The sequence below is a fragment of the Brevundimonas sp. SS2672 genome (genome assembly GCF_059579685.1).
On record NZ_CM184201.1, the window covers coordinates 1,732,582 to 1,752,874 of the forward strand.

General features: G+C 67.3%; 22 protein-coding genes and 2 pseudogenes. 9 read left to right on the forward strand and 15 right to left on the reverse strand.

What is annotated here, in order from left to right:
* The 11 genes from era to folK all read right to left on the reverse strand — a co-directional run bounded on the left by era (position 1) and on the right by folK (position 9,148).
* Positions 1-966 (reverse strand): GTPase Era, encoded by a 966-nt coding sequence (gene era, locus AC52GN_RS08810; protein ID WP_291774440.1) that lies wholly within the window; start codon positions 964-966, stop codon positions 1-3.
* The gene (gene rnc, locus AC52GN_RS08815) at positions 963-1,679 is read right to left on the reverse strand and encodes a ribonuclease III (RefSeq protein WP_496526800.1); all 717 of its coding nucleotides are present in this window, start codon (positions 1,677-1,679) and stop codon (positions 963-965) included. Before rnc ends, era begins: the two co-directional genes overlap by 4 nt.
* Complete coding sequence (gene lepB, locus AC52GN_RS08820) at positions 1,679-2,605, reverse strand: signal peptidase I (protein WP_291774434.1); 927 nt, start codon at positions 2,603-2,605, stop codon at positions 1,679-1,681. Before lepB ends, rnc begins: the two co-directional genes overlap by 1 nt.
* A 112-nt stretch (positions 2,606-2,717) precedes the next feature.
* Positions 2,718-3,119: a holo-ACP synthase gene (gene acpS, locus AC52GN_RS08825; RefSeq protein ID WP_496526801.1), complete on the reverse strand. Its 402-nt coding sequence runs from the start codon at positions 3,117-3,119 to the stop codon at positions 2,718-2,720.
* Entirely contained in the window at positions 3,116-3,862 is a 747-nt protein-coding gene (locus tag AC52GN_RS08830; RefSeq protein WP_496526802.1) for a pyridoxine 5'-phosphate synthase, read from the reverse strand. Before AC52GN_RS08830 ends, acpS begins: the two co-directional genes overlap by 4 nt.
* Positions 3,863-3,877: 15 nt before the next feature.
* Entirely contained in the window at positions 3,878-4,462 is a 585-nt protein-coding gene (gene pyrE, locus AC52GN_RS08835; protein WP_046654221.1) for an orotate phosphoribosyltransferase, read from the reverse strand.
* Between the two features lie 45 nt (positions 4,463-4,507).
* The gene (locus AC52GN_RS08840) at positions 4,508-5,287 is read right to left on the reverse strand and encodes an LOG family protein (RefSeq protein WP_496526803.1); all 780 of its coding nucleotides are present in this window, start codon (positions 5,285-5,287) and stop codon (positions 4,508-4,510) included.
* Between the two features lie 37 nt (positions 5,288-5,324).
* Positions 5,325-7,478, reverse strand: coding sequence for a RelA/SpoT family protein (locus AC52GN_RS08845; protein WP_496528793.1), 2,154 nt, complete (start codon positions 7,476-7,478; stop codon positions 5,325-5,327).
* A gap of 170 nt (positions 7,479-7,648) precedes the next feature.
* Positions 7,649-8,008: a DNA-directed RNA polymerase subunit omega gene (rpoZ, locus tag AC52GN_RS08850; RefSeq protein ID WP_003165386.1), complete on the reverse strand. Its 360-nt coding sequence runs from the start codon at positions 8,006-8,008 to the stop codon at positions 7,649-7,651.
* A gap of 93 nt (positions 8,009-8,101) precedes the next feature.
* On the reverse strand, positions 8,102-8,536 hold the full coding sequence (locus tag AC52GN_RS08855) for a cupin domain-containing protein (protein ID WP_496526804.1): 435 nt from the start codon (positions 8,534-8,536) through the stop codon (positions 8,102-8,104).
* Positions 8,537-8,587: 51 nt separating this feature from the next.
* Positions 8,588-9,148 carry a 2-amino-4-hydroxy-6-hydroxymethyldihydropteridine diphosphokinase gene (folK, locus tag AC52GN_RS08860; RefSeq protein WP_496526805.1) on the reverse strand — a complete coding sequence of 187 codons (561 nt, stop codon included), beginning with the start codon at positions 9,146-9,148 and terminating at the stop codon, positions 8,588-8,590.
* Positions 9,149-9,170: 22 nt separating this feature from the next.
* Here folK and AC52GN_RS08865 point away from each other — a divergent pair, with 22 nt between their 5' ends.
* Together AC52GN_RS08865 and AC52GN_RS08870 are read left to right on the forward strand one after the other, a co-directional pair.
* A complete protein-coding gene (locus tag AC52GN_RS08865; protein WP_291774399.1) occupies positions 9,171-9,752 on the forward strand; it encodes a LabA-like NYN domain-containing protein in 582 nt (193 codons plus the stop codon).
* A complete protein-coding gene (locus AC52GN_RS08870) occupies positions 9,749-10,405 on the forward strand; it encodes a uracil-DNA glycosylase (RefSeq protein WP_409450054.1) in 657 nt (218 codons plus the stop codon). Before AC52GN_RS08865 ends, AC52GN_RS08870 begins: the two co-directional genes overlap by 4 nt.
* A gap of 4 nt (positions 10,406-10,409) precedes the next feature.
* Here AC52GN_RS08870 and AC52GN_RS08875 read toward each other — a convergent pair whose 3' ends face one another.
* On the reverse strand, positions 10,410-11,621 hold the full coding sequence (locus AC52GN_RS08875; protein WP_430819531.1) for an N-acetylmuramoyl-L-alanine amidase family protein: 1,212 nt from the start codon (positions 11,619-11,621) through the stop codon (positions 10,410-10,412).
* Between the two features lie 453 nt (positions 11,622-12,074).
* Between AC52GN_RS08875 and AC52GN_RS08880 the strand changes: the two genes are divergently transcribed.
* From AC52GN_RS08880 to AC52GN_RS08900, 5 genes and pseudogenes are all read left to right on the forward strand, one after another.
* On the forward strand, positions 12,075-14,795 hold the full coding sequence (locus tag AC52GN_RS08880; RefSeq protein WP_496526806.1) for an Rne/Rng family ribonuclease: 2,721 nt from the start codon (positions 12,075-12,077) through the stop codon (positions 14,793-14,795).
* Positions 14,796-15,017: 222 nt separating this feature from the next.
* Positions 15,018-15,347: pseudogene (locus tag AC52GN_RS08885) on the forward strand (M48 family metalloprotease); the annotation flags it as partial.
* A 74-nt stretch (positions 15,348-15,421) separates the two neighbouring features.
* A complete protein-coding gene (locus AC52GN_RS08890; RefSeq protein ID WP_496528842.1) occupies positions 15,422-15,913 on the forward strand; it encodes a tetratricopeptide repeat protein in 492 nt (163 codons plus the stop codon).
* Between the two features lie 23 nt (positions 15,914-15,936).
* Positions 15,937-16,269, forward strand: a complete 333-nt coding sequence (locus tag AC52GN_RS08895) for a hypothetical protein (protein ID WP_496526807.1) — start codon at positions 15,937-15,939, stop codon at positions 16,267-16,269.
* Positions 16,270-16,367: 98 nt separating this feature from the next.
* Positions 16,368-17,138, forward strand: coding sequence for a thioredoxin domain-containing protein (locus AC52GN_RS08900; RefSeq protein WP_496526808.1), 771 nt, complete (start codon positions 16,368-16,370; stop codon positions 17,136-17,138).
* Positions 17,139-17,163: 25 nt separating this feature from the next.
* Here the strand turns inward: AC52GN_RS08900 and AC52GN_RS08905 are convergent, their stop codons facing one another.
* The 3 genes from AC52GN_RS08905 to AC52GN_RS08915 all read right to left on the reverse strand — a co-directional run bounded on the left by AC52GN_RS08905 (position 17,164) and on the right by AC52GN_RS08915 (position 19,071).
* Positions 17,164-17,952, reverse strand: a complete 789-nt coding sequence (locus tag AC52GN_RS08905; RefSeq protein ID WP_496526809.1) for a thiazole synthase — start codon at positions 17,950-17,952, stop codon at positions 17,164-17,166.
* 244 nt (positions 17,953-18,196) lie between these two features.
* On the reverse strand, positions 18,197-18,394 hold the full coding sequence (thiS, locus tag AC52GN_RS08910; RefSeq protein WP_496526810.1) for a sulfur carrier protein ThiS: 198 nt from the start codon (positions 18,392-18,394) through the stop codon (positions 18,197-18,199).
* Between the two features lie 119 nt (positions 18,395-18,513).
* A complete protein-coding gene (locus AC52GN_RS08915) occupies positions 18,514-19,071 on the reverse strand; it encodes an AbiV family abortive infection protein (protein ID WP_496526811.1) in 558 nt (185 codons plus the stop codon).
* A 234-nt stretch (positions 19,072-19,305) separates the two neighbouring features.
* Here AC52GN_RS08915 and aroQ point away from each other — a divergent pair.
* Both aroQ and accB read left to right on the forward strand, forming a co-directional pair.
* A pseudogene (gene aroQ / locus AC52GN_RS08920) lies at positions 19,306-19,762 on the forward strand (type II 3-dehydroquinate dehydratase).
* Positions 19,763-19,802: 40 nt separating this feature from the next.
* Positions 19,803-20,288, forward strand: coding sequence for an acetyl-CoA carboxylase biotin carboxyl carrier protein (gene accB, locus AC52GN_RS08925; protein ID WP_343829543.1), 486 nt, complete (start codon positions 19,803-19,805; stop codon positions 20,286-20,288).
* Positions 20,289-20,293 lie beyond the last annotated feature (5 nt).

Consider the following 20,293-nt stretch of genomic DNA (forward strand, 5'->3'; position numbering starts at 1 on the left):
CTAGACGTCAAACTCCAGGCCGAACTGGGCGTACAATGCCTTTGAGTCTTGCCACTTCGGATCGACTTTGACGGTCAAAAACAGGTGAACGGGGCGATCCAGTATCTCGATCAGCTCCTCGCGCGCCTTCTGGCCGATCCATTTCAGGGTCTGGCCGCCCTTGCCCAGCACGATCGGGCGCTGGCTTTCACGCTCGACATAGATGGTCTGTTCGATGCGCGCCGAGCCGTCGGCGCGATCCTCGAAGCTGGTCGTCTCGACCGCCGCCGAATAGGGCAGTTCCTCGTGGACGCGCAGATACACCTTCTCTCGCGTGATCTCGGCGGCCAGAACGCGCAGCGGCACGTCCGCCGACTGGTCTTCGGGATAGAGCCACGGCCCCTTGGGCATGGCCTTGGCCAGACGGGCCTTCAGATCGTCCACGCCGTCGCCGCTGAGCGCCGAGATCATGAAGACCTCGGAATAGACGCCCGTCTCGAACAGGCGCTGCGACAGGGCCAGCAGGGTGTCGCGGCGCATCCCGTCGATCTTGTTCAACGCCAGGATGACCTTGGTGTCGGTCGCCTTCAGATTGGCGATGATGGTCTCGGTGTCCTCGGCCGAGCGGCGGTCGGCGGGCGTGCCTTCGCGGCCTTCCGCGTCGATGTGCGACTGGGCGTCGACCAGATGGACGACCACGTCGGCGTCCTGAGCCCCGGCCCAGGCCGAGGCGACCATGGCGCGGTCCAGACGGCGGCGCGGGGTGAAGACGCCGGGCGTGTCCACCAGCACGATCTGGGCGTCGCCCTCGATGGCGATCCCGCGCACGGGAAAGCGCGTCGTCTGCACCTTCTGGGTGACGATGGAGACCTTGGAGCCCGTCAACCGGTTCACCAGCGTCGACTTGCCCGCATTGGGCGCGCCGATGATGGCGGCGAAGCCCGCGTGCTGGTTGCTGATCTCGGTGGTTTCGGGAGTTTCGGTCAAATCACGCCTTCACGTTTCAAAAGAGCGACGGCGGCGGCCTTTTCCGCCTCCTGTCGCGAACGCCCTTGGGCTCGGGCGGGTTCATATCCGGTCACCGTCGTCTCTACCGTAAAGGTCGGCGCGTGGTCCGAGCCGGTGCGCTGGACCACCTCATAGGTCGGCAGCGGGCGGCCCTGGCCCTGCGCCCATTCCTGCAGGGCGGACTTGGGATTGGTGATGGCCGGCGCGGGAGGCGCCGCCAGTTCCTCGGCCCAGGCGCGCTCGAACACGGCCTGAGCCGCGATCAGGCCGCCGTCGCGATAAACGGCCGCCAGGATCGCCTCAACAGCATCGGCGATGACTCCGGCCTTTCTGCGGCCGCCGGTCTTGGTCTCGCCCGGAGACAGGCGCAGGGCGTCGCCGACGCCTAGCCGCTCGCCCACGCGGGCGCAGGCGGTCTTGTCCACCAGGGCGTGCAGACGGGCCGAAAGCCGCCCCTCGTCCGCCGCAGGAAAGTCGCGCACCAGGCGGTCGGCGACCAGCAGACCCAGCACCCGGTCGCCCAGGAACTCCAGCCGCTCGTTGTCGGCGGGAACTTGCGGGCCTGCGCCTTCGCCCACGCTGGAATGGGTCAGGGCGCGTTCCAGCAGCTCCGGCTCGGCGAAATCATGTCCCAGACGACGACGCAGGGCCGCCACGGCCTCGGCGCGCACGTTCGTGCGTCCGCCGGCCATCAGTCGAGGATCTTGAAGAACCGGCTGAAGCGCACGTTGGCGAACCAGCTGACCGGATTGAACAGCGAGGCGCCCGGCGTCCACGAGAACATGATGATCTCGGCCTTGCCGACCAGGTTCTCGGCCGGAACCATGCCCACGCCCGCCGACATCTCGACACGGCTGTCGATCGAGTTGTCGCGGTTGTCGCCCATCATGAAGTAGTGGCCGGCCGGAACCTCATACAGCGGCGTGTCGTCCAGATCGCCGCCGGGGCCGAAGTCCTGCGTCATGAAGCTCTTGCCGCCCGGCAGGGTCTCGCGCACCTGCGTCACCGAGCGCGGGCCGAACATGTCGGCCATCTGGGCGCGGCTGACCACAACATCCTGCACCGGCGCGCCGTTGATGTAGAGCTTGTTGGCGATCATCTGCACCTTGTCGCCCGGCAGGCCGATCACGCGCTTGATGTAGTCGGTCTTGTTGTCGCGCGGCAGCTTGAACACGGCGATGTCGCCGCGCGCGGGCGCCTTGCCCAGGATGCGGCCGTTGAACACCGGCGGGCTGAACGGGATCGAGTGTTTGGAATAGCCGTACGACCACTTCGACACGACGATGTAGTCGCCTTCGTACAGGTTCGGCTCCATCGAGGCCGACGGGATGGTGAAGGGCTGGAACAGCAGCACACGCAGCACCAGCGCGATCAGCAGGGCGAAAACGACGGTCTTGATGATCTCGACCGTTTCGTTGCTCGCGGACTTTTCTTTCTTCACTCGCTTGGCCTTCCTGGAGCGCCGGGGCGCATAGATCGGGGTCTCGCTGTCGAGCGCCTCGGGGTCGTCCCCCATGTCGAAGGGCGCGTCGCCGTCGTCGCTCCAGATCGGCCGTTGGTCAGCCGGATCGAGGGCTGGATTGGCCGCTCCGCCGTTCGCCTTGGGGTCGTCGCTCATCGTCTGCTCGAATCCCCCGCCGAACGCGGGGTTTGAAGGTCGAGGCGTAGTCGCTGAAACCGCTGCGAGCAAGACTCTGGATGATGAAGGAACCGCAACCTTCGCGGCAGCGTCAGACCTTGGGCAGGGCCTCGATCACCACGAAGGCGAGCGCATAGGGATGTTCGTCGCTCAGGGTCAGATGGATGCGCGCCTCATGCCCGGGCGGGGTCAGGCGGGCCAGATGCTCGGCCGCGTGGCCGGTCAGGGCCAGGGTCGGCTGGCCGGACGGCAGGTTCACCACCCCCATGTCGCGCCAGTAGACGTGGGACCGCATCCCCGTGCCCAGAGCCTTGGCGCAGGCCTCCTTGGCGGCGAAGCGCTTGGCGTAGCTCCAGGCCGGATCGGCCTTGCGGTCCGAACGGGTGCGCTCCAGTTCGGTGAAGACGCGCTGCTTGAAACGGTCGCCGAAGCGGTCCAGCGACGCCTGGATGCGCCGGATGTCCGACAGGTCGGCGCCGACGCCGATGATCATGACACGGCCTCGTCCATGGCCGCGCGCATCCGACGGATGGCGGCGTCGAGGCCGACGAAGACCGCCTCGCCGATCAGGAAGTGGCCGATATTCAGTTCGACGATCTCGCGGACGGCCAGAACCTCGCCCGCCGTCGCGAAGTCGAGGCCGTGCCCCGCATGGACCTCCAGCCCCAGAATGTCGGCCTGGGCGGCAGCGGCGGCCAGACGGTCGAACTCGACCGCGCGCTCGGCCGGGTCGGTCAGGTGGCAGTAACGGCCGGTGTGGAACTCGACCACCTGGGCGCCGACGGCGGCGGCGGCCTCGACCTGATTCTCGGACGGTTCGATGAACAGGCTGACGCGGATTCCGGCGTCGGACAGGGCCTTCACCACCGGGGCGATGCGGGCCTCATGACCGGCGACGGCCAGACCGCCCTCGGTCGTCACCTCTTCGCGGCGCTCCGGCACCAGACAGGCGGCGTGAGGCCGGTGGCGCAGGGCGATGGCCAGCATCTCCTCCGTCACCGCCATCTCGAAGTTCAGCGGCTTGTCCGCGCGGCGGCACAGGGCCGTCAGCACGTCGATGTCGGCGTCGGTGATGTGACGGCGGTCCTCGCGCAGGTGAGCGGTGATGCCGTCGGCGCCGGCCGCCAGCGCCGCCTCGGCCGCGCGGGCCGGATCGGGATGAGCGCCGCCGCGCGCGTTACGAACCGTGGCGACGTGGTCGATATTGACGCCCAGACGAACCCGCTGACGCTTCATCCCGTTCTCTCTTCTCTACTTCGACAGGCGGCGGCTGCCCGGATCCTCGACCGGCAGGGCGGCCAGTTCCGGCGGCAGGGCGTCAGCCGGATAGGCGGGCACCTCCATCGAGGCCAGGGCGATCAGGGGCACGCCCACATCAACCTTGCCGCCCGAACGGTCGACGATGCAGGCGGCGGCGACGACTTCGCCGCCCGCCTTCTGGATCGCAGCGATGCATTCGCGCGACGACAGGCCCGTGGTGACGATGTCCTCGACCATGACGATCTTCTCGCCCGGCTCGACCGAGAAGCCGCGACGCAGCTTGAACTCGCCGCCCTCGCGCTCGACGTACATGGAGCGGACGTTCAGGTGCTTGGCCGTCTCATAGCCGGGGATGATGCCGCCCACGGCGGGCGAGATCGCCGCATCGACCGGGCCGACCGTGGCGACGATCTTTTCCGCCAGCGCCTTGCACAGACGCTCGCAGCGGGCGCCGTCCATGAAGACCAGGTTCTTCTGCAGGAAGACCGGGCTGTGCAGGCCGGACGAGAGGACGAAATGGCCTTCGCGCAGGGCGCCGGCGTCGCGGAATTCGTTGAGGACGTCTTCAGTGTTCATGAAAGCCGTCCTTAGACCCTGTGACGGCAGCCCTCAACCCGCGCCCTATTTGATGTCGCAGTTGGGCTTCAACCCGCCTTCCAGCAACCGCGTCCACACCGTCTCGGCGTCATCGGCGAAGGCGAACAGGTTCATGTCCGACGCCTTCACCATGCCGTGCTCGATCAGGGCGTCGAAGTTGATGACCGAGCGCCAGTAGGCCTCGTCGAACAGGACGATGGGGATGGGCGGCGCCTTGTCGGTCTGGCGCAGGGTCAGGATCTCGAACAGTTCGTCCAGGGTGCCGAAACCGCCGGGGAAGACCACCAGCGCATTGGCCCGCATGGCGAGGTGCATCTTGCGCATGGCGAAGTAGTGGAACTGGAAGGTCAGTTCCGGCGTCGACCACGGGTTCGGGAACTGCTCGTGCGGCAGGGTGACGTTGAAGCCGATGGACGGCGCCCCGGCCTCGTGCGCGCCCTGGTTGGCGGCCTGCATGATGCCCGGACCGCCGCCCGTGGCGATGACGTTGTCGCGCACCTCGCCGGGCTCGCCGCGGAAGGCGCCGCCGCGTTCGGAGGCGATACGGCCGAACTCGCGCGCCTGCTCATACCAATAGGCGTGGCGGCCGTCCCCATTCACGCCCACGCGGGCGCTGCCGAAGACGACGATGGTTGAGCGCACGCCCCACGCCTTCAACGCCTGCTCGGCCTTTTCATACTCCATCAGGAAGCGCACGCCGCGCATCGACTCGCCCAGCAGGAAATCCTGATCCAAGGCGGCCAGACGATAGGAGGGCGAGGCCATCTGGGCCTCATTGGCGAGCTTTTGTTGTTCGGGAGACATTACGACCTTTGAGAAAACTGATGGCGTCAGCGTCGGCTCAGCCGCGCGCGCGATCGACCGTATCGACGTAGGGATTGGCCCTCAGCGCCGCAATGATCATGGTGGCGTGGCGTGCGTCCTCGACCTCCACGTCGATGTTGACGTCATAGAAGTCGTGCTGACGGTGGGCCATCGACAGGTTCAGGATGTTGCCGCCCGCCTCGCCGATAATGGAGGCCACCTGCCCCAGCACGCCGCGCGCATTGGTCAGGGTGGCGTGCAGCTTGACCGAGCCGACGGCGCTGCGCTCGGCCTGCGGCGTCCACTGCAGATCCTGCCAGACGGAATCGTCGTCGGCGAAATCGGCCAGGGTCTGGCAGTCGATGGTGTGGACCGTCAGCCCCTTGTCCGGCTCAAGAATGCCGACGATGCGGTCGCCCGGCACGGGCGAACAACACTGGCCGAAATGGATGCTGACGCCGGGCGTCAGACCGCCGCCGCGCACGAACAGACGCGGCGATTCCTCGCCGATGCGCTTGCGCTCCGGCCCGGCCTTCAGTTGCCCCTTCAGCGCCGGGAACAGGGTCTCGGCCACGCGCGTCGCGGTCAGGCGGCCGCGACCGATAGCGTCGAACATGTCTTCTTCAGACGGCATGGCGAAGGTCTTCAGCACCTCCGTCAGCTTGACGTCGGCCAACGACTTGCCCGCCCGTTCCAGCGTCTGCTCCAGCGTCGTCTTGCCCAGACGTACGAACTCTTCACGCTCCGACGAGCGGATGAATCGACGGATGGCCGAGCGCGCCCGGCCCGTGACGGTCAGGCTGCGCCAGTCGGTGGGCGCCTCGCGCTTGGTCCCGCGGATGATCTCGACCACGTCGCCGTTCTGAAGCGCCGTGCGCATGGGCTTCAGCTCGCCGTTGATCTTGACCCCCACGGCCGTGTCGCCGACCTCGGTGTGGACGGCGTAGGCGAAGTCCAGCGGCATCCCCCCGCGCGGCAGGGTGATCAGCGTCCCCTTGGGCGTGAAGACGAAGACCTGATCCAGATACATTTCGAGCTTGGCGTGCTCGACCCAGTCCTCGCCGCCCTCTCCGTGCTCGATCACCTGAACCAGATGACGCAGGTTCAGAAGGGGGTCGCGGCCGCCGTCGGCCTCCATCGCCTCGCGGTCGAAACCATAGGACTGGTTCTTGTAGCGCCAGTGCGCCGCCACCCCGTCCTCGGCCACGCGGTCCATGGCCTCGGTGCGGATCTGCATCTCGATACGCAGGCCGCCCGGCCCGACCACCGTGGTGTGCAGGGACCGGTAGTTGTTCGACTTCGGCGTCGAGATGAAGTCCTTGAACCGCTCCGGCACCATCGGCCACGCGCGGTGAATGACGCCCAGGGCGCGATAGCAGTCGTCCTCGCTCTCGACGATGACGCGGAAGCCGTAGATGTCCGACAGGGACGAGAAGCCCACAGTCTTGCGCTGCAGCTTGCGCCAGATGGAATAGGGCGTCTTCTCCCGCCCCTTGACCCGCGCCTGGACGCCGGCCTCGGACAGAACGCGCTCGATCTCGGGCGAAACGGCCTCGATGGCGCTGCCGTTCTCGAGCTTCAGGGCCTCCAGACGACGCTGGATGGCGACGCGCGCCGTGGCGTTCAGATGCTCGAACGCCAGTTCCTCCAACTCGGCGGCGATGGAGTGGATGCCGATCGACCGACCCAGCGGCGCATAGACTTCCAGCGTTTCGCGGCTGATGCGCTCGCGCTTCTCCGGCTTCACGAAGTGGAGGGTGCGCATGTTGTGCAGCCGGTCGGCCAGCTTGACCAGCAGCACCCGCACGTCCCGGCTGATGGCCAGGATGAATTTGCGCAGGTTCTCGGCCTGACGCGTATGCTCGGCCTGCAGCTCCAGCCGCGACAGCTTGGTGACGCCCTCGACCAGGACGGCGATCTCCTCGCCGAACATCTCGGCGATGTCGTCGCGGGTGGCGGAGGTGTCCTCGACCACGTCGTGCAGCAGGGCGGTGACGATGGTCGCCGTGTCCAGGCGGTAATCCGTCAGAATGCCCGCGACCTGGATCGGGTGGGCGAAATAGGGATCGCCCGAGGCCCGCAACTGCGAGCCGTGCATCTTCATCGCATAGACATAGGCGCGGTTCAGCAGCGCCTCATCGGCGGTCGGGTCATAGGCCTTGACCGCCTCGATCAGTTCGAACTGGCGCATGATCGGTGCGCGCTTGGTATCAGACAATGCAGGGCCTTCAGACGACTTCGGCGCCGCCTCGGGAAGAGACGACGCCGATGTCTTGTCCTGCAGATTCGCGGCGGGGTCCATCGGCGTGTCCGTCTGAGGTCGCGCCGCCCGTCTTGCTACCTTGGTGACCGGGTCGGCCGTCAGTAGCGCTCCTCCTGGCCCCCGTCGCGGTCGCTTTGCAGCGCGCGGATCAGCTCGGCCTCAGCCATGTTCATGTGCTGCGGCTCGGCCAGCAGGGCCACGACCTCGGCTTCGTCCTCGGCCTCGGTGCGCTCATCGACCCGTTGCAGGGTGGTGATGATGTTCTCGCGCAGTTCGTCCGGGGTGACAGTGTCCTCGGCCAGTTCGCGCAGGGCGACGACCGGGTTCTTGTCGTTGTCGCGGTCCAGCGTCAGCGGGGCGCCGTTGGCGATGTTGCGGGCGCGGTGGCCGGCCAGCAGAACCAGACCAAAGCGGTTCGGCACCTTTTCGATGCAATCTTCGACAGTGACGCGGGCCATGAATTTCCTCTGGCGGCAGGGAGAACCGCACAAAATATAGGGTGAAAGCCAATTGTGCAACGCCGCGAAGGCGGCATTGAGGCGGTTTTCCGGTCAATCCCGCCGCTTCGACAGCGGATAGGAGATGATCAGAACCAGATCCTCGTCCCCCGTCTGGCGAATGCCGACGACATTGCCGTCGTAAAGATAGGCTGCGTCGCCGGGCCCGACAACGGCATCCTCCCCGTCGCTGCTGACCACGCCGGCGCCGCTGACGACATAATAGACCTCGTCATGAGCGATGGGATGCAGGCCGATCGAGGCCCCCGGGTGCAGGACCCGCTTGCGGAACTCCATCGCCCGGTTCGGCACGCCGTCGCTGATGCGATAGGCCGTGCTCATGCCTGTCCCGTTATGCGGCGGCGGCTGCATCACGCGGACATCCGCCTCCCGTACGACCCGTCCGACGCCCGCAGGCGGCGAAGCGGGCGTCGCCCCGTCCTGGGCGGCCAGAAGGGCGGCCATCGTCATCAACAGGGCGAGGCTCATGTCATGTCTCCCGGTGTCATCGCCCCACCCTGCCCCGGCGACGCGTCGACATCAATGCGGCAAAGGCCGCGCGTCGCGCCCCACGCCGGCGCGCTCCGCCAGATCCTTCGCCAGGCCGCCGCAGACGGGATGCACCCACTCCGGCGCGACCTCCGCCAGCGGCCCCATGACGAACAATCGGTCCGCCGCGCGCGGGTGCGGCAGGATCAGCCCGTTCAGATCCCCGCTGAGACGCCCATAGGCGATCAGGTCCAGATCCAGCGTCCGCGGCGCATTGCGCGCCGTCCGCACCCGGCCGAACAGATCCTCGATCCGGCCGAGCGTCCGCATCAGGGTCGGAGCGTCATGGGCGGTGCTGACCACGGCCACGCCGTTCAGGAACGGCGGATCAGTCGGATCGGGCCAGGCTTGCGACGACCACCAGGACGAACGGGCCAGAACATCCACGCCCTCGGCGCGGAACCGGGCCAGCGCCGCCTCCAGCGCCTCGGCGCAGGACGACCAATCGCCCTTGTCATTGCAGCCCAGTGCGACGATGACTGCCGCGTCCAGATCGATGTCGGGCCGAGATTCCCCGGCGGCGTCGGTCGGGACCTTCATTTTCTCGACCATATCGACGGACTCATTTTCGTTCATGACCGACCACCCCGACGACCGCATCGCCCTGTTCATCGACGGCGCCAACCTCTATTCGGCGGCGCGCGCCCTGAACTGCGACCTCGACTTCAAGAAGCTCTCCACCTGGTTCGTCGGCGAAGGCCGGCTGGTGCGCGCCTATTATTACACGGCCGTGGTCGAGGGCGAAGAATTCTCGCCTGTCCGCCCCCTCGTCGACTGGCTCGACTACAACGGCTTCACCGTCGTGACCAAGCCGGTGAAGCGCTTCACCGACGCCCAGGGCCATAGCCGCACCAAGGGCAATATGGACATCGAGATCGCCGTCGACATGCTCGAGTTGGCGCCGCGTCTGGATCAGGCGGTGCTGTTCTCGGGCGACGGCGACTTCCGTCGTCTGGTCCAGGCGATGCAGGCCAAGGGCGTGCGCGTCACCGTCGTCTCGACGGTCAAGAGCCAGCCGCCCCAGATCTCCGACGACCTGCGCCGCCAGGCTGACGCCTTCATCGATCTGGCCGACATCATGAACCAGGTCGGCAAGCCCAAGGCTCCGATGAATCAAGGCGTGGCCCGCACCCTGGACCGGAGCGACCGCGCGTGAGCCCCCGACTGAGCGCCGAGTTGAATCCCGAGCCGCCCCGCGACTGTCCCCTGTGCCCGCGTCTGGTCGCCTACCGGGCCGAGAACGCGCGCCAGAACCCTGACTGGTGGAACGGCCCGGCGCCCTCCTTCGGCGATCCGAACGCACGGCTGCTGATCGCGGGATTGGCGCCGGGCCGCACCGGCGCCAATCGGACGGGCCGTCCCTTCACCGGGGACCACGCCGGCTGGCTGCTGTACGACACGCTGAAGAAGACCGGTTTCGCCCAGGGCCGCTATGACCCGAACGGCGACGACGACCTGACGCTGGTCGACTGCATGATCACCAACGCCGTGCGCTGCGCCCCGCCTCAGAACAAGCCGACGGCGACGGAGGAGAATACGTGTCGCCCCTTCCTGGTGGATCGGCTGGCCGCCCTGCCCCGGCTGAAGGTGATCGTGACCCTGGGCGACGTGTCCCGGCGCAGCATCCTGCGCACCCTGGGCTATCCCGGCTCGGCCATTCCCGCCGGGCACGGGGTCGAGGGCAAGGTCGGTCCCTACACCCTGATCAACAGCTATCACTGCTCGCGGCTCAACACGAACACCGGCCGCCTGACCGCCGAGATGTTCGAGGATGTCTTCAGGCGCGCAAAGGCCGCGCTGGAGGCCTGAGGCTTCAGCCCCCGGCGATGTCTCCGGCGACCATCACCGGGGCGGCCGGTTCACGGAAGTAGCGGTCGATGCCCTCGGCGACCGAGCGCATCAGGCGACGGCGGGCGCGTTCGTCGCTCAGGACGCGCTCGTCTTCCGGGTTGGTGATGAAGCCCATCTCCAACAGGACGGCCGGAACGTCAGGCGCCAGCAGCACGGCCAGGCCCGCATCGCGGTGGCTGCGGCGCAGCAGGGGGTGGTTGTCCCCCTCGATATGGGTCAGCAGCACCCGCGCGAACTGGGCCGAGCGATTCTGGGTGGCGCGCTGGGTCATGTCCAGCAGGATGCGGTCGACCGAGGCGTCGCGACCCGGCAGGCGCAGGTCGCGTTGCCAGTCGTCGCCCTTGGTGAACTCGCGCACGGCGCGACCCGCGCCCTGTTCGGACAGGGTGTAGACGCTGGCGCCGCGCAGCGCCGGGTCCGACCCCGCGTCGGCGTGCAGGGAGATGAACAGATCCGCTCCGGCGTCGCGGGCGATCTGCACCCGACGGCCGTGGATCACATAGACGTCGCCGTCGCGGGTCAGTCGCACGCGATAGCGGCCGGTGCGCTCCAGCGCCGCCTTGAGATCCCGAGCGGCGGCCAGGGTGACGGCCTTTTCCTGAACATGCTGGCCCTGGGCGCCGGGATCGCGGCCGCCGTGGCCGGCGTCGATGACGATCAGGGGCTTCTCGGCGCGGGCCTGTTCGCGACGCGGCGCGGCGACCGGAACCGCCGCAGCGGCGCCCGTGGCCTTCAGGTCGATGACATAGCGATAGTGGTCCACCCCGTCGCCGGGCGGCAGCAGGAAGCGACGCTCGATCTCGGCGCCGCGCGCCAGGTCCAGCCGCACGCGCGACGCGCCTGAGGCCGCGCTGACCTCATATCCGCGCACCAGGCCCGCGCCGCTGCCCTCCAGCCCCCGCGCCGGACTGACGCCCGCCAGGGACAGGATGACCCGTCCAGCCGAACCGTCCTCGATCACCTGACCGCGCGTCGAGCGTCCCAGATCCAGCACCACGCGGGTCCGCTGGGCGTCGCCGCCGAAGCGAAGACGCACGATCTCGCCGTCCGGACCGAAGGCCAGGCCCCGCGTCGCCGTGAACACGACAAGGCAGATGACGACGAACGCCAGGCCGGTCATCGACCATTCGCGCACGCCCCAACGGCTCAGATTGTCACGCCACCGACCCAACATCAGAGGGAAATCGCCCTGCAGTTTAGAGGCCAGCATGACCCCAGGGTTTAAGGATTTCGTTAAGACCTCTTACCGCCTCGGTTCTTTTATTTTCCGCAGCATATGCCTATTATCGGTTCCGCATGCGAACGATCGCGCCGCCCGTCATCTGTTCGGGATCAGGCGCGCCCTCCTCGCGGCGCTGAAACTTTCACCAATCCCGAGGATCGCGCGGCCTGGCCGTCGATCCGGAGATACGGGTTCGGGATGCAGCCTTGATCGGCGCGTTCGGACCCAGGACCGACAACCCAATGGGCCGACCCGCCTGCGCTCCCGAACGGCAAGATCATGCCGCTCTCGCTTTCAGCGAGGGGATGACGCGCGCCCTGGCCCCCATTTCCATTCGGCGAGCCGCCCCTATTCCCGCGACTGCGTTCGCGGCGCACGGCCTGGCGCGCCTGAGAGAGACCTTCAATGTCAAAAACCATGTTGATAGACGCGGCGCACGCGGAAGAAACCCGCGTCGCGATCGTGGACGGCCGCCAGGTTGAGGAATTCGATTTCGAATCCCGCGCGCGGCGCCAGCTTCGCGGCAACATCTATCTCGCCAAGGTCACCCGCGTAGAGCCCAGCCTGCAGGCCGCCTTCGTCGAATACGGCGGCAACCGCCACGGCTTCCTGGCCTTCAACGAAATCCACCCGGATTACTATCAGATCCCCGTCGCCGACCGCGAAGCCATCATGGCCGAGGCGCACGACGACGCGGACGAAGACGACCTGGGCCGTGAATCCGACGACGCCGATTCCGACGGCAAGCTGGCCGACGAGGAACGCCTGAAGCGTCGCCTGATGCGTCGCTACAAGATCCAGGACGTCATCAAGCGTCGCCAGATCCTGCTGGTGCAGGTCGTCAAGGACGAGCGCGGCGCCAAGGGCGCAGCCCTGACCACCTGGCTGTCGCTGGCCGGCCGCTACTGCGTGCTGATGCCGAACACCGGCAAGGGCGGCGGCATCAGCCGCAAGATCACCAACACCTCGGACCGTCGCCGGCTGAAGTCCGCCGCCGCCGCGCTGAAGGTGCCGCAGGGCATGGGCCTGATCATCCGCACGGCGGGCGCCAAGCGCACCCGCGCCGAGATCAAGCGCGACTATGAATATCTGCTGCGCCTGTGGGAGACGATCCGCGAACTGACCCTGCGTTCCAACGCGCCGGCGATGATCCACGAGGAAGAGAACCTGGTCCGCCGCGCCGTGCGCGACATGTACGACAAGGACTTCGACGGCATTCAGGTCGAGGGCGTCGAGGGCTTCAAGCAGGCCCGCGACTTCATGCGCGTGCTGATGCCGTCCCAGGCCAAGAAGATCCACCTCTATCAGGGCTCGCGTCCGCTGTTCGCCTCGAACGGCATCGAAGAGGTGCTGACCCAGATTCACCAGCCGGTCGTGCCGCTGAAGTCGGGCGGCTATCTGGTCATCAACCAGACCGAGGCCCTGGTGGCCATCGACGTGAACTCGGGTCGCGCCACCAAGGAGCGCAACGTCGAGGCCACGGCGACCAAGACCAACATGGAAGCCGCCGTCGAGGCCGCCCGCCAGCTGCGCCTGCGCGACCTGGCCGGTCTGATCGTCATCGACTTCATCGACATGGACGAGAGCAAGAACAACCGCGCGGTCGAGAAGGCCCTCAAGGACGCCCTGGCCAAGGACCGCGCGCGCATCCAGATGGGCCGCATCTCCGGCTTCGGCCTGATGGAGATCAGCCGTCAGCGCCGCCGCCTGGGCGTGATCGAGGGCGCGACCGAGGTCTGCGAATGCTGCCAGGGCGCCGGGCGCGTCCGCTCGGCCGAATCGGCGGCCCTGACCACCCTGCGCGCCGTCGACATCGAGGCCGGCAAGAACGGCGCGGGGTCGGTGAACCTGCGCGTCTCGACCGCCGTGGCGCTGTATATCCTGAACCACAAGCGCGAATATCTGCAGTTCCTGCTGGAGCAGCGCGGCCTGAACGTCATCATCCAGATCGACGACAGCCTGGCCCAGGGCGAACACTCGATCGAGCGCACTGAAACGAACGAAGACTTCGTCGCGCCGGAAAGCCACATCGACCTGGCCGACCTGGACGACGGCTTCGACGACAGCGCCTATGAAGACGAGGACGAAGACGCCGAGGACGAAGACGACTTCGGCGACGACGAGGACGAGGCCGATCTCGACCGCGAGGACGAGGACGACGACGAGGCTCGCGCCCGCTCCGAACAGGATGACGACAGCCGCGGCGGACGCCGCCGTCGCCGTCGCGGCGGACGTCGTGACGAGGAAGCCGAAGCCGCCGCTTCCGACGATGACGACGACAGCCGGGGCGGCCGCCGTCGCCGGGGCCGTCGCGGCGGTCGCCGGATGCGCGAGGAAGGCGAACGCGACGTCTACGCCTGGGTGCGCGGCCGCACGCCGTCGCTGCAGGACCCTTACGTCTGGTTCGATCCGATCAACCCGGCCACGGCCCGCCCCGAACGCAAGGACGAGCGCCGTTCCGAGGCCGCCGGCGAGGATACGGCTCAGGACATCAGCCTGGATCAGGTCGCCGCTTCCGAAGAGGGCCGCAACGGCCGCTCGCGCCGTCGTCGCGGTCGCGGCCGGGGTCGCGGTCAGGGCGAAATGACCCACGAAACCAAGGTCGAGGACCGCGCGGTCAACGAGGGGCTGCCGCCCGTCGGCTCGCCCGACACGCCGATCGCCGTGGTGATCGAAGGCGAAACGGCCGAGGCTCCCGCCGCCGAAGCCGCGCCGGCGGTCGAACAGGCCGAAGCGCCCAAGCGTCGCCGCGTGCGCCGCAAGGTCAGCGCCGCCGCCGTGGAAGAGACGCCTGAAACCGCCCCGGCCGAGGTCGAAGCCGAGCCGATCGCCGCCGAACAGCCGGTGGTGACTGAACTGCCGGTCGTTGCTGAACTGGATGTGCCGCCCGCCGTGGCCGCCCGCGTCGAACAGGCCATCGAGGAAGCCCTCGAAGAGGCCTTGGGCGAAGCACCTCCGGCCGAAGCCCCGGTCGTCGTCGACGCTGTCGTCGAAGAGGCCGTCGTCCTGGCCGAACCGGCTGCGGCGCCGACGCCCGAGGTCGACATCGCCGCGATCATCGCCGACGATCCGAACCAGATCGTCGCCCCGCCCGCCAAGCCCAAGCGGGGCTGGTGGCGCCGTTGATCGGACACGATTAAGCTGGAAGCTGCGGGGGAGACTATCGCTCTGGAGTTCGTCATGACCAGGACGCCCCCCGCCGCAACCCGCATCCGGCGCCATCTGGCCGCCGGGCTCGGCGCCCTTGCGGTGCTGGCCTCGGCTGCGTCAGCCCAGGCCCAGAGCCTGATCCGGGACACCGAGATCGAAGGCATCATCCATGAGTGGTCCGAGCCCGTGCTCGACGCCATGGGGCTGGACCCGAACGAGGTCGAGATCCTGCTGGTCAACGACAACGACCTGAACGCCTTCGCCACGCGCGGGCGGATCATGGGGTTGAACACCGGCCTGATCCTGCGGACCAAGAGCCCCAACCAGCTTCTGGGCGTGATCGCCCACGAGGCCGGCCACATCAAGAACCGCCACACCCTACGCGACGGCGCCCAGAACGCCGGGATGCAGCCGATGATCATGACCATGGCGCTGGGCGCCCTGGCCGCGATCGCGGGCGCGCCGGACGCGGGCGCGGCTCTTTTGGCCTCCAGCCAGTATTTCGGCACGCTCGGCGCCCTGCGCTACATGCAGAGCCAGGAAGGCGAGGCCGACATCACCGGCGCCCGCGCGTTGGAGCGCGCGGGGGATCCGGGCGCGGCATGGTCGAGTTCTTCGAGAATTTCCGCGCGCAGGAAATCTTCTCGGATCAGCGCCGCTATCCCTATTTCCGCAGCCACCCTCTGTCGTCGCAACGGATCGAGGCCCTGCGCCGCCCCGTCGAGGCCGCCTCCCACTACGACAAGCGCGACAGCGACGAGCGGATGGCCCAGCACGCCCTGGTCGTGGCCAAGATCCGCGCCTTCATGGACGCGCCCAACGCCACCTTGCGCGACTATCCGTCCAGCGACGTCACCCTGCCCGCCCGCTACGCCCGCGCCATCGCCTGGTATCGCGACGGCCAGACGCAGAAGGCGTTGGACGCGGTCGACGTCCTGTTGGCCGAACAGCCTGAAAATCCCTATTTCTGGGAGCTGAAGGGCCAGATCCTGTTCGAGGAAGGCCGCCCGGCCGAAGCCCTGGGCGCGCATGAGAAGTCGGTCGAGCTGAAGCCGGACGCCCCCTTCTGCGCATCAACCTGGCCCACGCCCTGATCGAGACCAGCGACCCGACCCAGTTGGCCGAGGCCGAGAACCAGCTGAAGCGCGCCCTGGCGCTGGAGCCGGACAACACCATGGGCTGGCGTCTGCTGTCCCAGGCCTACGCCAGCCAGAACAAGGAGGGCGAGGCGCGTCTGGCCTCGGCCGAATACTGGTTCGCCCTGCGCCGCCCGGATCAGGCCGCCCAATTCGCCATGCGCGCCCGCGACATGCTGGACCGCAGCTCCATCGAATGGCGTCGCGCCACCGACATCGTCCTGGCTTCGGGCGCCACCGAAAAGGACATCATCGACGCCGAACGCCGCAACGAGCAGCGCAGCCGCTCCGGCGTCATCCCGCCCGGCGCCTGACGCCGAACCCGCCTTCTTTTTTCGCCTGACGAGACCTTGATGACCGACGACACCCCCGATCTGGCCAGGAGCCCGGCCAGACGACCGATCAGCCTGCCGTGACGCCGCCTGCCGCCGCCAAGAGCCGGTTCGCTCTGTCAGGAACGGTGCTGGGCGGCGCCGCCGTGGCCATGTCGGCGCTGGCCCTGGCCCTGTCGGCCGCGCCCTATCTGAGCGGGGGTTTCGGCGGCAAGGTGCGCGACTATCTGATCAGCAACCCTCAGGTGCTGGACGAAGTCCTGGCCGCACGCGAGACGATGGAATCCCAGTCGCGCGTCCAGACCATCAACGCCGCCGCCGCCGGCAATCCGGCCCTGCTGGCCGCCGATCCGCGCGATCCGGCCTTTGGTCCCGCGAACGCCAAGGTGACGGTGATCGAATTCTTCGACTTCCGCTGCCCCGGCTGCAAGGCGGTGGCTCATGATTATCGCGCCCTGATGGCCGCCCACCCCGAGGTGCGTTTCGTCTTCAAGGACTGGCCGATTCTGGATCGCGGCGACGATGTGACCTCGCAGTACGCCGCCCGCGCCGCCCTGGCCGCGCATCAGCAGGGCAAGTATCTGGCCGTCTATGACGCCCTGATGGCCGAACGGGCGCTGGATCGCGCCGCCATCGACCGCATCCTGGCCGACAACGGCGTCGACATGGCCAAGGCCAACGCCGCCATCTCGGCCCCCGAGATGACGCGTCACGTCACCGACATCCACGCCTCGGCGGCGGCTCTGGGCCTGCAGGGCACGCCGACCTTCTTCATCAATGGCGTCGCCAGCCCCGGCATCGACCCGCGCGAGGTCGGCGCCCTGATCGAAGCGGCCAAGAAAAAGGGCTGACCTTCCGGTCAGCCCCCAAGCCTTCTCAGATCAGTCCGGCCAACGGCGAGGACGGATCGGCGTAGAACCGCTTCTTCATCCGCCCCGCCAGATAGGATTCGCGCCCTGCGATGACGGCGTGCTTCATGGCGCTGGCCATCAGCAGGGGATCGCGCGCCTCGGCGATGGCGGTGTTCATCAGCACGCCGTCGCAGCCCAGTTCCATGGCGATGGCCGCGTCCGACGCCGTGCCGACGCCTGCATCGACCAGCACCGGCACCTTGGACTGCTCGACGATCAGGCGGATGTTGATCGGGTTCTGCACCCCCAGCCCCGAGCCGATCGGCGCGCCCAGCGGCATGATGGCCACGGCGCCCGCGTCCTCCAGCTTGCGCGCATAGACCGGGTCGTCGGTGCAATAGACCATGACCTCAAAGCCCTCGGCGGTGAGCAGTTTCAGCGACCGCAGCGTCTCTTCCATATCGGGGAACAGAGTCTTGGGGTCCGACAGGACCTCCAGCTTGACCAGGGTCCAGCCGCCCGCCTCGCGCGCCAGGCGCAGAGTCCGCACCGCGTCCTCACCGGTGAAGCAGCCCGCCGTATTGGGCAGATAGGTGTATTTCTTGGGATCAAGGAAGTCCGTCAGCACCGGCTGGTTCGGATCGGTCAGGTTCACCCGGCGCACGGCCACGGTGACCATCTCGGCGCCCGAAGCCTCGGCCGCCGCCGCGTTCTGGGCGTAGTCGCGATACTTGCCGGTGCCCACGATCAGGCGCGAGTTGAAGGTGCGGCCGGCGACGGTCCAGCTGTCGGTGCGGGGAGCGATGTCTGTCATGCCTTGGGAAGTAGCGCCGCCCGCCGCCCGGGGGAAGCGCCCTTGCGGGATTTGATCGGTCCCGCGCCCTTTGACTCCCACGCCCACACCCGTCATCCTCGGCCTTGTGCCGAGGATCTAGAACCGCGCCAGTCAAAAGGTGGGCGCCGCGCCTCGAACATCCAGGCTTGAGTCTATGGATCCTCGGCACAAGGCCGAGGATGACGGCGGATGGGCCGAGAGAATAACGACGACGGGGGCGGCCTCAGCCCCCGCCCACAAACTGCACCAGTTCGATCTTGTCGCCGTCGGCCAGCGCCGTCTCGCCGTGCAGCGAGCGCGGCACGATCTCCAGATTGCGCTCGACCGCCACCTTCTTCGGGTCCAGCGACAACTCCTGAACCAGACCCAGAATGGTCGTGGCGGCGGTATCCCGCGCCTCGCCGTTGACTTCGATACGCAAACTGTTCGCTCCAGAGGATGCAGGGTGGAGAGGCAGGGCCTCTCGGAGACATCAGATGATGGCGGTTCGGGCGCAGAACATCAAATCCACGGTCTAGTGAAACCACGAGCCATAACCTGTCAAAGTCGACCGAGCCCGTTCTCGTAGATTGCGCCAGCGAGCTCCATAGCGTCAGCGTTATCAACGCACGCCAATGCTGCTTCAAAAAAACCGTGCAGCTCGCCAGCGAATCCCTCGCAGAGCAACGCCCTCATGTCATCCGGGATTTTGGGCTCAGCATCGGCGTAAGTGACCGCCATCCGAAGATCATCGTAGAAACCTGCTCTAGCCCAGGCGAACTGATGTGAGTGGGGTCCAAGCTCAAGAAAGTTCAGTTTGCCGTTATCGAGCTGCTCTCTCGTGCGCTGGCGGTCCGCTAAGGCTTCTGCCGCCGCCATGAGCGCAAATGTTGCGGCTTGTTTCTCAACATGAGTCGGGAATGCCCGTTTACTCGCCTTGTTCCGAACGTCCCAAAGGGTGATTAGCGCCTTACCCAACTCTTCAATCGCAACCACACCAAGGATGATAGAAGAGTGAGCACGACCATGCTCGGCAAGCAACTTTGAATCAGACAGCAGGCGACCGGCGTTAAGCAGTGTCTTGTCGTAAAATGGCGGTTTCTCTGAAGGTTGCGTCATGTGCCTCCCACGCCCCACTTATGACCTATAAGTGGGCGCTCAGATGGTGTCGACAATCGATTACTATCAATGACGCCCCGTGCTCTCCTCCCTTGGCATTCTTCTCCAAAGGCCCGCTCGCCGCCGCCATCCTCCCCCTACGTCACCCTTTTTCCCGCCCGCTTTGCGCCGCGCGCCACCTGGGCTACAACGCGCGCTCGATTCCGCGCGGCGGCGCGCCTGTTTTGCGAGCGAATGCCCGAAACTCTCACCCTGTATGTCCTGAACGGGCCGAACCTGAACCTGCTGGGGGTGCGGGAGCCGGATATCTATGGCCGCGAGACGCTGGCCGACGTTCAGGCCATGTGCGAGGCGGCGGCCGACGGCGCACGCGTCGTCTTCCATCAGTCGAGATCATGAAGGCCAGTTGGTCGACTGGATTCAGGAAGCCAGAACAGAGGCCGACGCCCTGGTCATCAATCCGGCCGCCTTCACCCACACCTCGGTGGCCCTGCTGGACGCGCTGAAGACGCTGAGCATCCCCGTGGTCGAGTGCCACCTGTCGAACCCCGCCGCGCGCGAGGCGTTTCGGCATCACTCCTATGTGTCCCTGGCCGCGACCGGCGTGATCGCCGGCTTCGGTCCCCGCAGCTATGAATTGGCCGTCCGGGCCGCTCTGGATCTGGCGCGTCGCGCCGGGGCCAAGGGCTGACCGCCGCGCGCCGTCTGAAGATCAAGTAGAAGAGACCCTCATGTCCGACGACAAGAACAAGAACATCGACGCCGATCTGGTCCGCAGCCTGGCCGACATCCTGAACGACACCGACCTAACCGAGATCGAAGTCGAGCGCGGCGATCTGAAGATCAAGGTGAAGCGCGAAGTCACCGTCGCCGCTGCTCCGATCCAATACGCCGCCGCCCCGGCCCCGGTCGCCCATGCGGCTCCGGCGGCCGCCCCGGTCTCCATGCCGTCGGACCCGGCGACCATCGTCGCCCGCTCGGGCGAAGAGGTGAAGTCGCCGATGGTCGGCACCGCCTATCTGCAGCCCGCGCCGGGTTCGGACCCCTTCATCAAGACCGGCGACAAGGTCAAGAAGGGCCAGACCCTGCTGATCGTCGAGGCCATGAAGACGATGAACCCGATCCAGGCGCCGCGCGACGGCGTCGTGGCCGAAATCCTGGTGGGCGACGCCCAGCCGGTCGAGTTCGGCGAAGCCCTGGTCGTTCTGGAAGCCTGAGCCCC

Coding starts and splice junctions, on each gene's coding strand:
- rnc (WP_496526800.1), bottom strand. CDS start 1,679: ATGGCCGGCGGACGCACGAACGTGCGCGCCGAGGCCGTGGCGGCCCTG.
- lepB (WP_291774434.1), bottom strand. CDS start 2,605: ATGAGCGACGACCCCAAGGCGAACGGCGGAGCGGCCAATCCAGCCCTC.
- acpS (WP_496526801.1), bottom strand. CDS start 3,119: ATGATCATCGGCGTCGGCGCCGACCTGTCGGACATCCGGCGCATCCAG.
- AC52GN_RS08830 (WP_496526802.1), bottom strand. CDS start 3,862: ATGAAGCGTCAGCGGGTTCGTCTGGGCGTCAATATCGACCACGTCGCC.
- pyrE (WP_046654221.1), bottom strand. CDS start 4,462: ATGAACACTGAAGACGTCCTCAACGAATTCCGCGACGCCGGCGCCCTG.
- AC52GN_RS08840 (WP_496526803.1), bottom strand. CDS start 5,287: ATGTCTCCCGAACAACAAAAGCTCGCCAATGAGGCCCAGATGGCCTCG.
- AC52GN_RS08845 (WP_496528793.1), bottom strand. CDS start 7,478: ATGCGCCAGTTCGAACTGATCGAGGCGGTCAAGGCCTATGACCCGACC.
- rpoZ (WP_003165386.1), bottom strand. CDS start 8,008: ATGGCCCGCGTCACTGTCGAAGATTGCATCGAAAAGGTGCCGAACCGC.
- AC52GN_RS08855 (WP_496526804.1), bottom strand. CDS start 8,536: ATGAGCCTCGCCCTGTTGATGACGATGGCCGCCCTTCTGGCCGCCCAG.
- folK (WP_496526805.1), bottom strand. CDS start 9,148: ATGGTCGAGAAAATGAAGGTCCCGACCGACGCCGCCGGGGAATCTCGG.
- AC52GN_RS08865 (WP_291774399.1), top strand. CDS start 9,171: ATGACCGACCACCCCGACGACCGCATCGCCCTGTTCATCGACGGCGCC.
- AC52GN_RS08875 (WP_430819531.1), bottom strand. CDS start 11,621: ATGTTGGGTCGGTGGCGTGACAATCTGAGCCGTTGGGGCGTGCGCGAA.
- AC52GN_RS08880 (WP_496526806.1), top strand. CDS start 12,075: ATGTCAAAAACCATGTTGATAGACGCGGCGCACGCGGAAGAAACCCGC.
- AC52GN_RS08890 (WP_496528842.1), top strand. CDS start 15,422: ATGGTCGAGTTCTTCGAGAATTTCCGCGCGCAGGAAATCTTCTCGGAT.
- AC52GN_RS08905 (WP_496526809.1), bottom strand. CDS start 17,952: ATGACAGACATCGCTCCCCGCACCGACAGCTGGACCGTCGCCGGCCGC.
- AC52GN_RS08915 (WP_496526811.1), bottom strand. CDS start 19,071: ATGACGCAACCTTCAGAGAAACCGCCATTTTACGACAAGACACTGCTT.
- accB (WP_343829543.1), top strand. CDS start 19,803: ATGTCCGACGACAAGAACAAGAACATCGACGCCGATCTGGTCCGCAGC.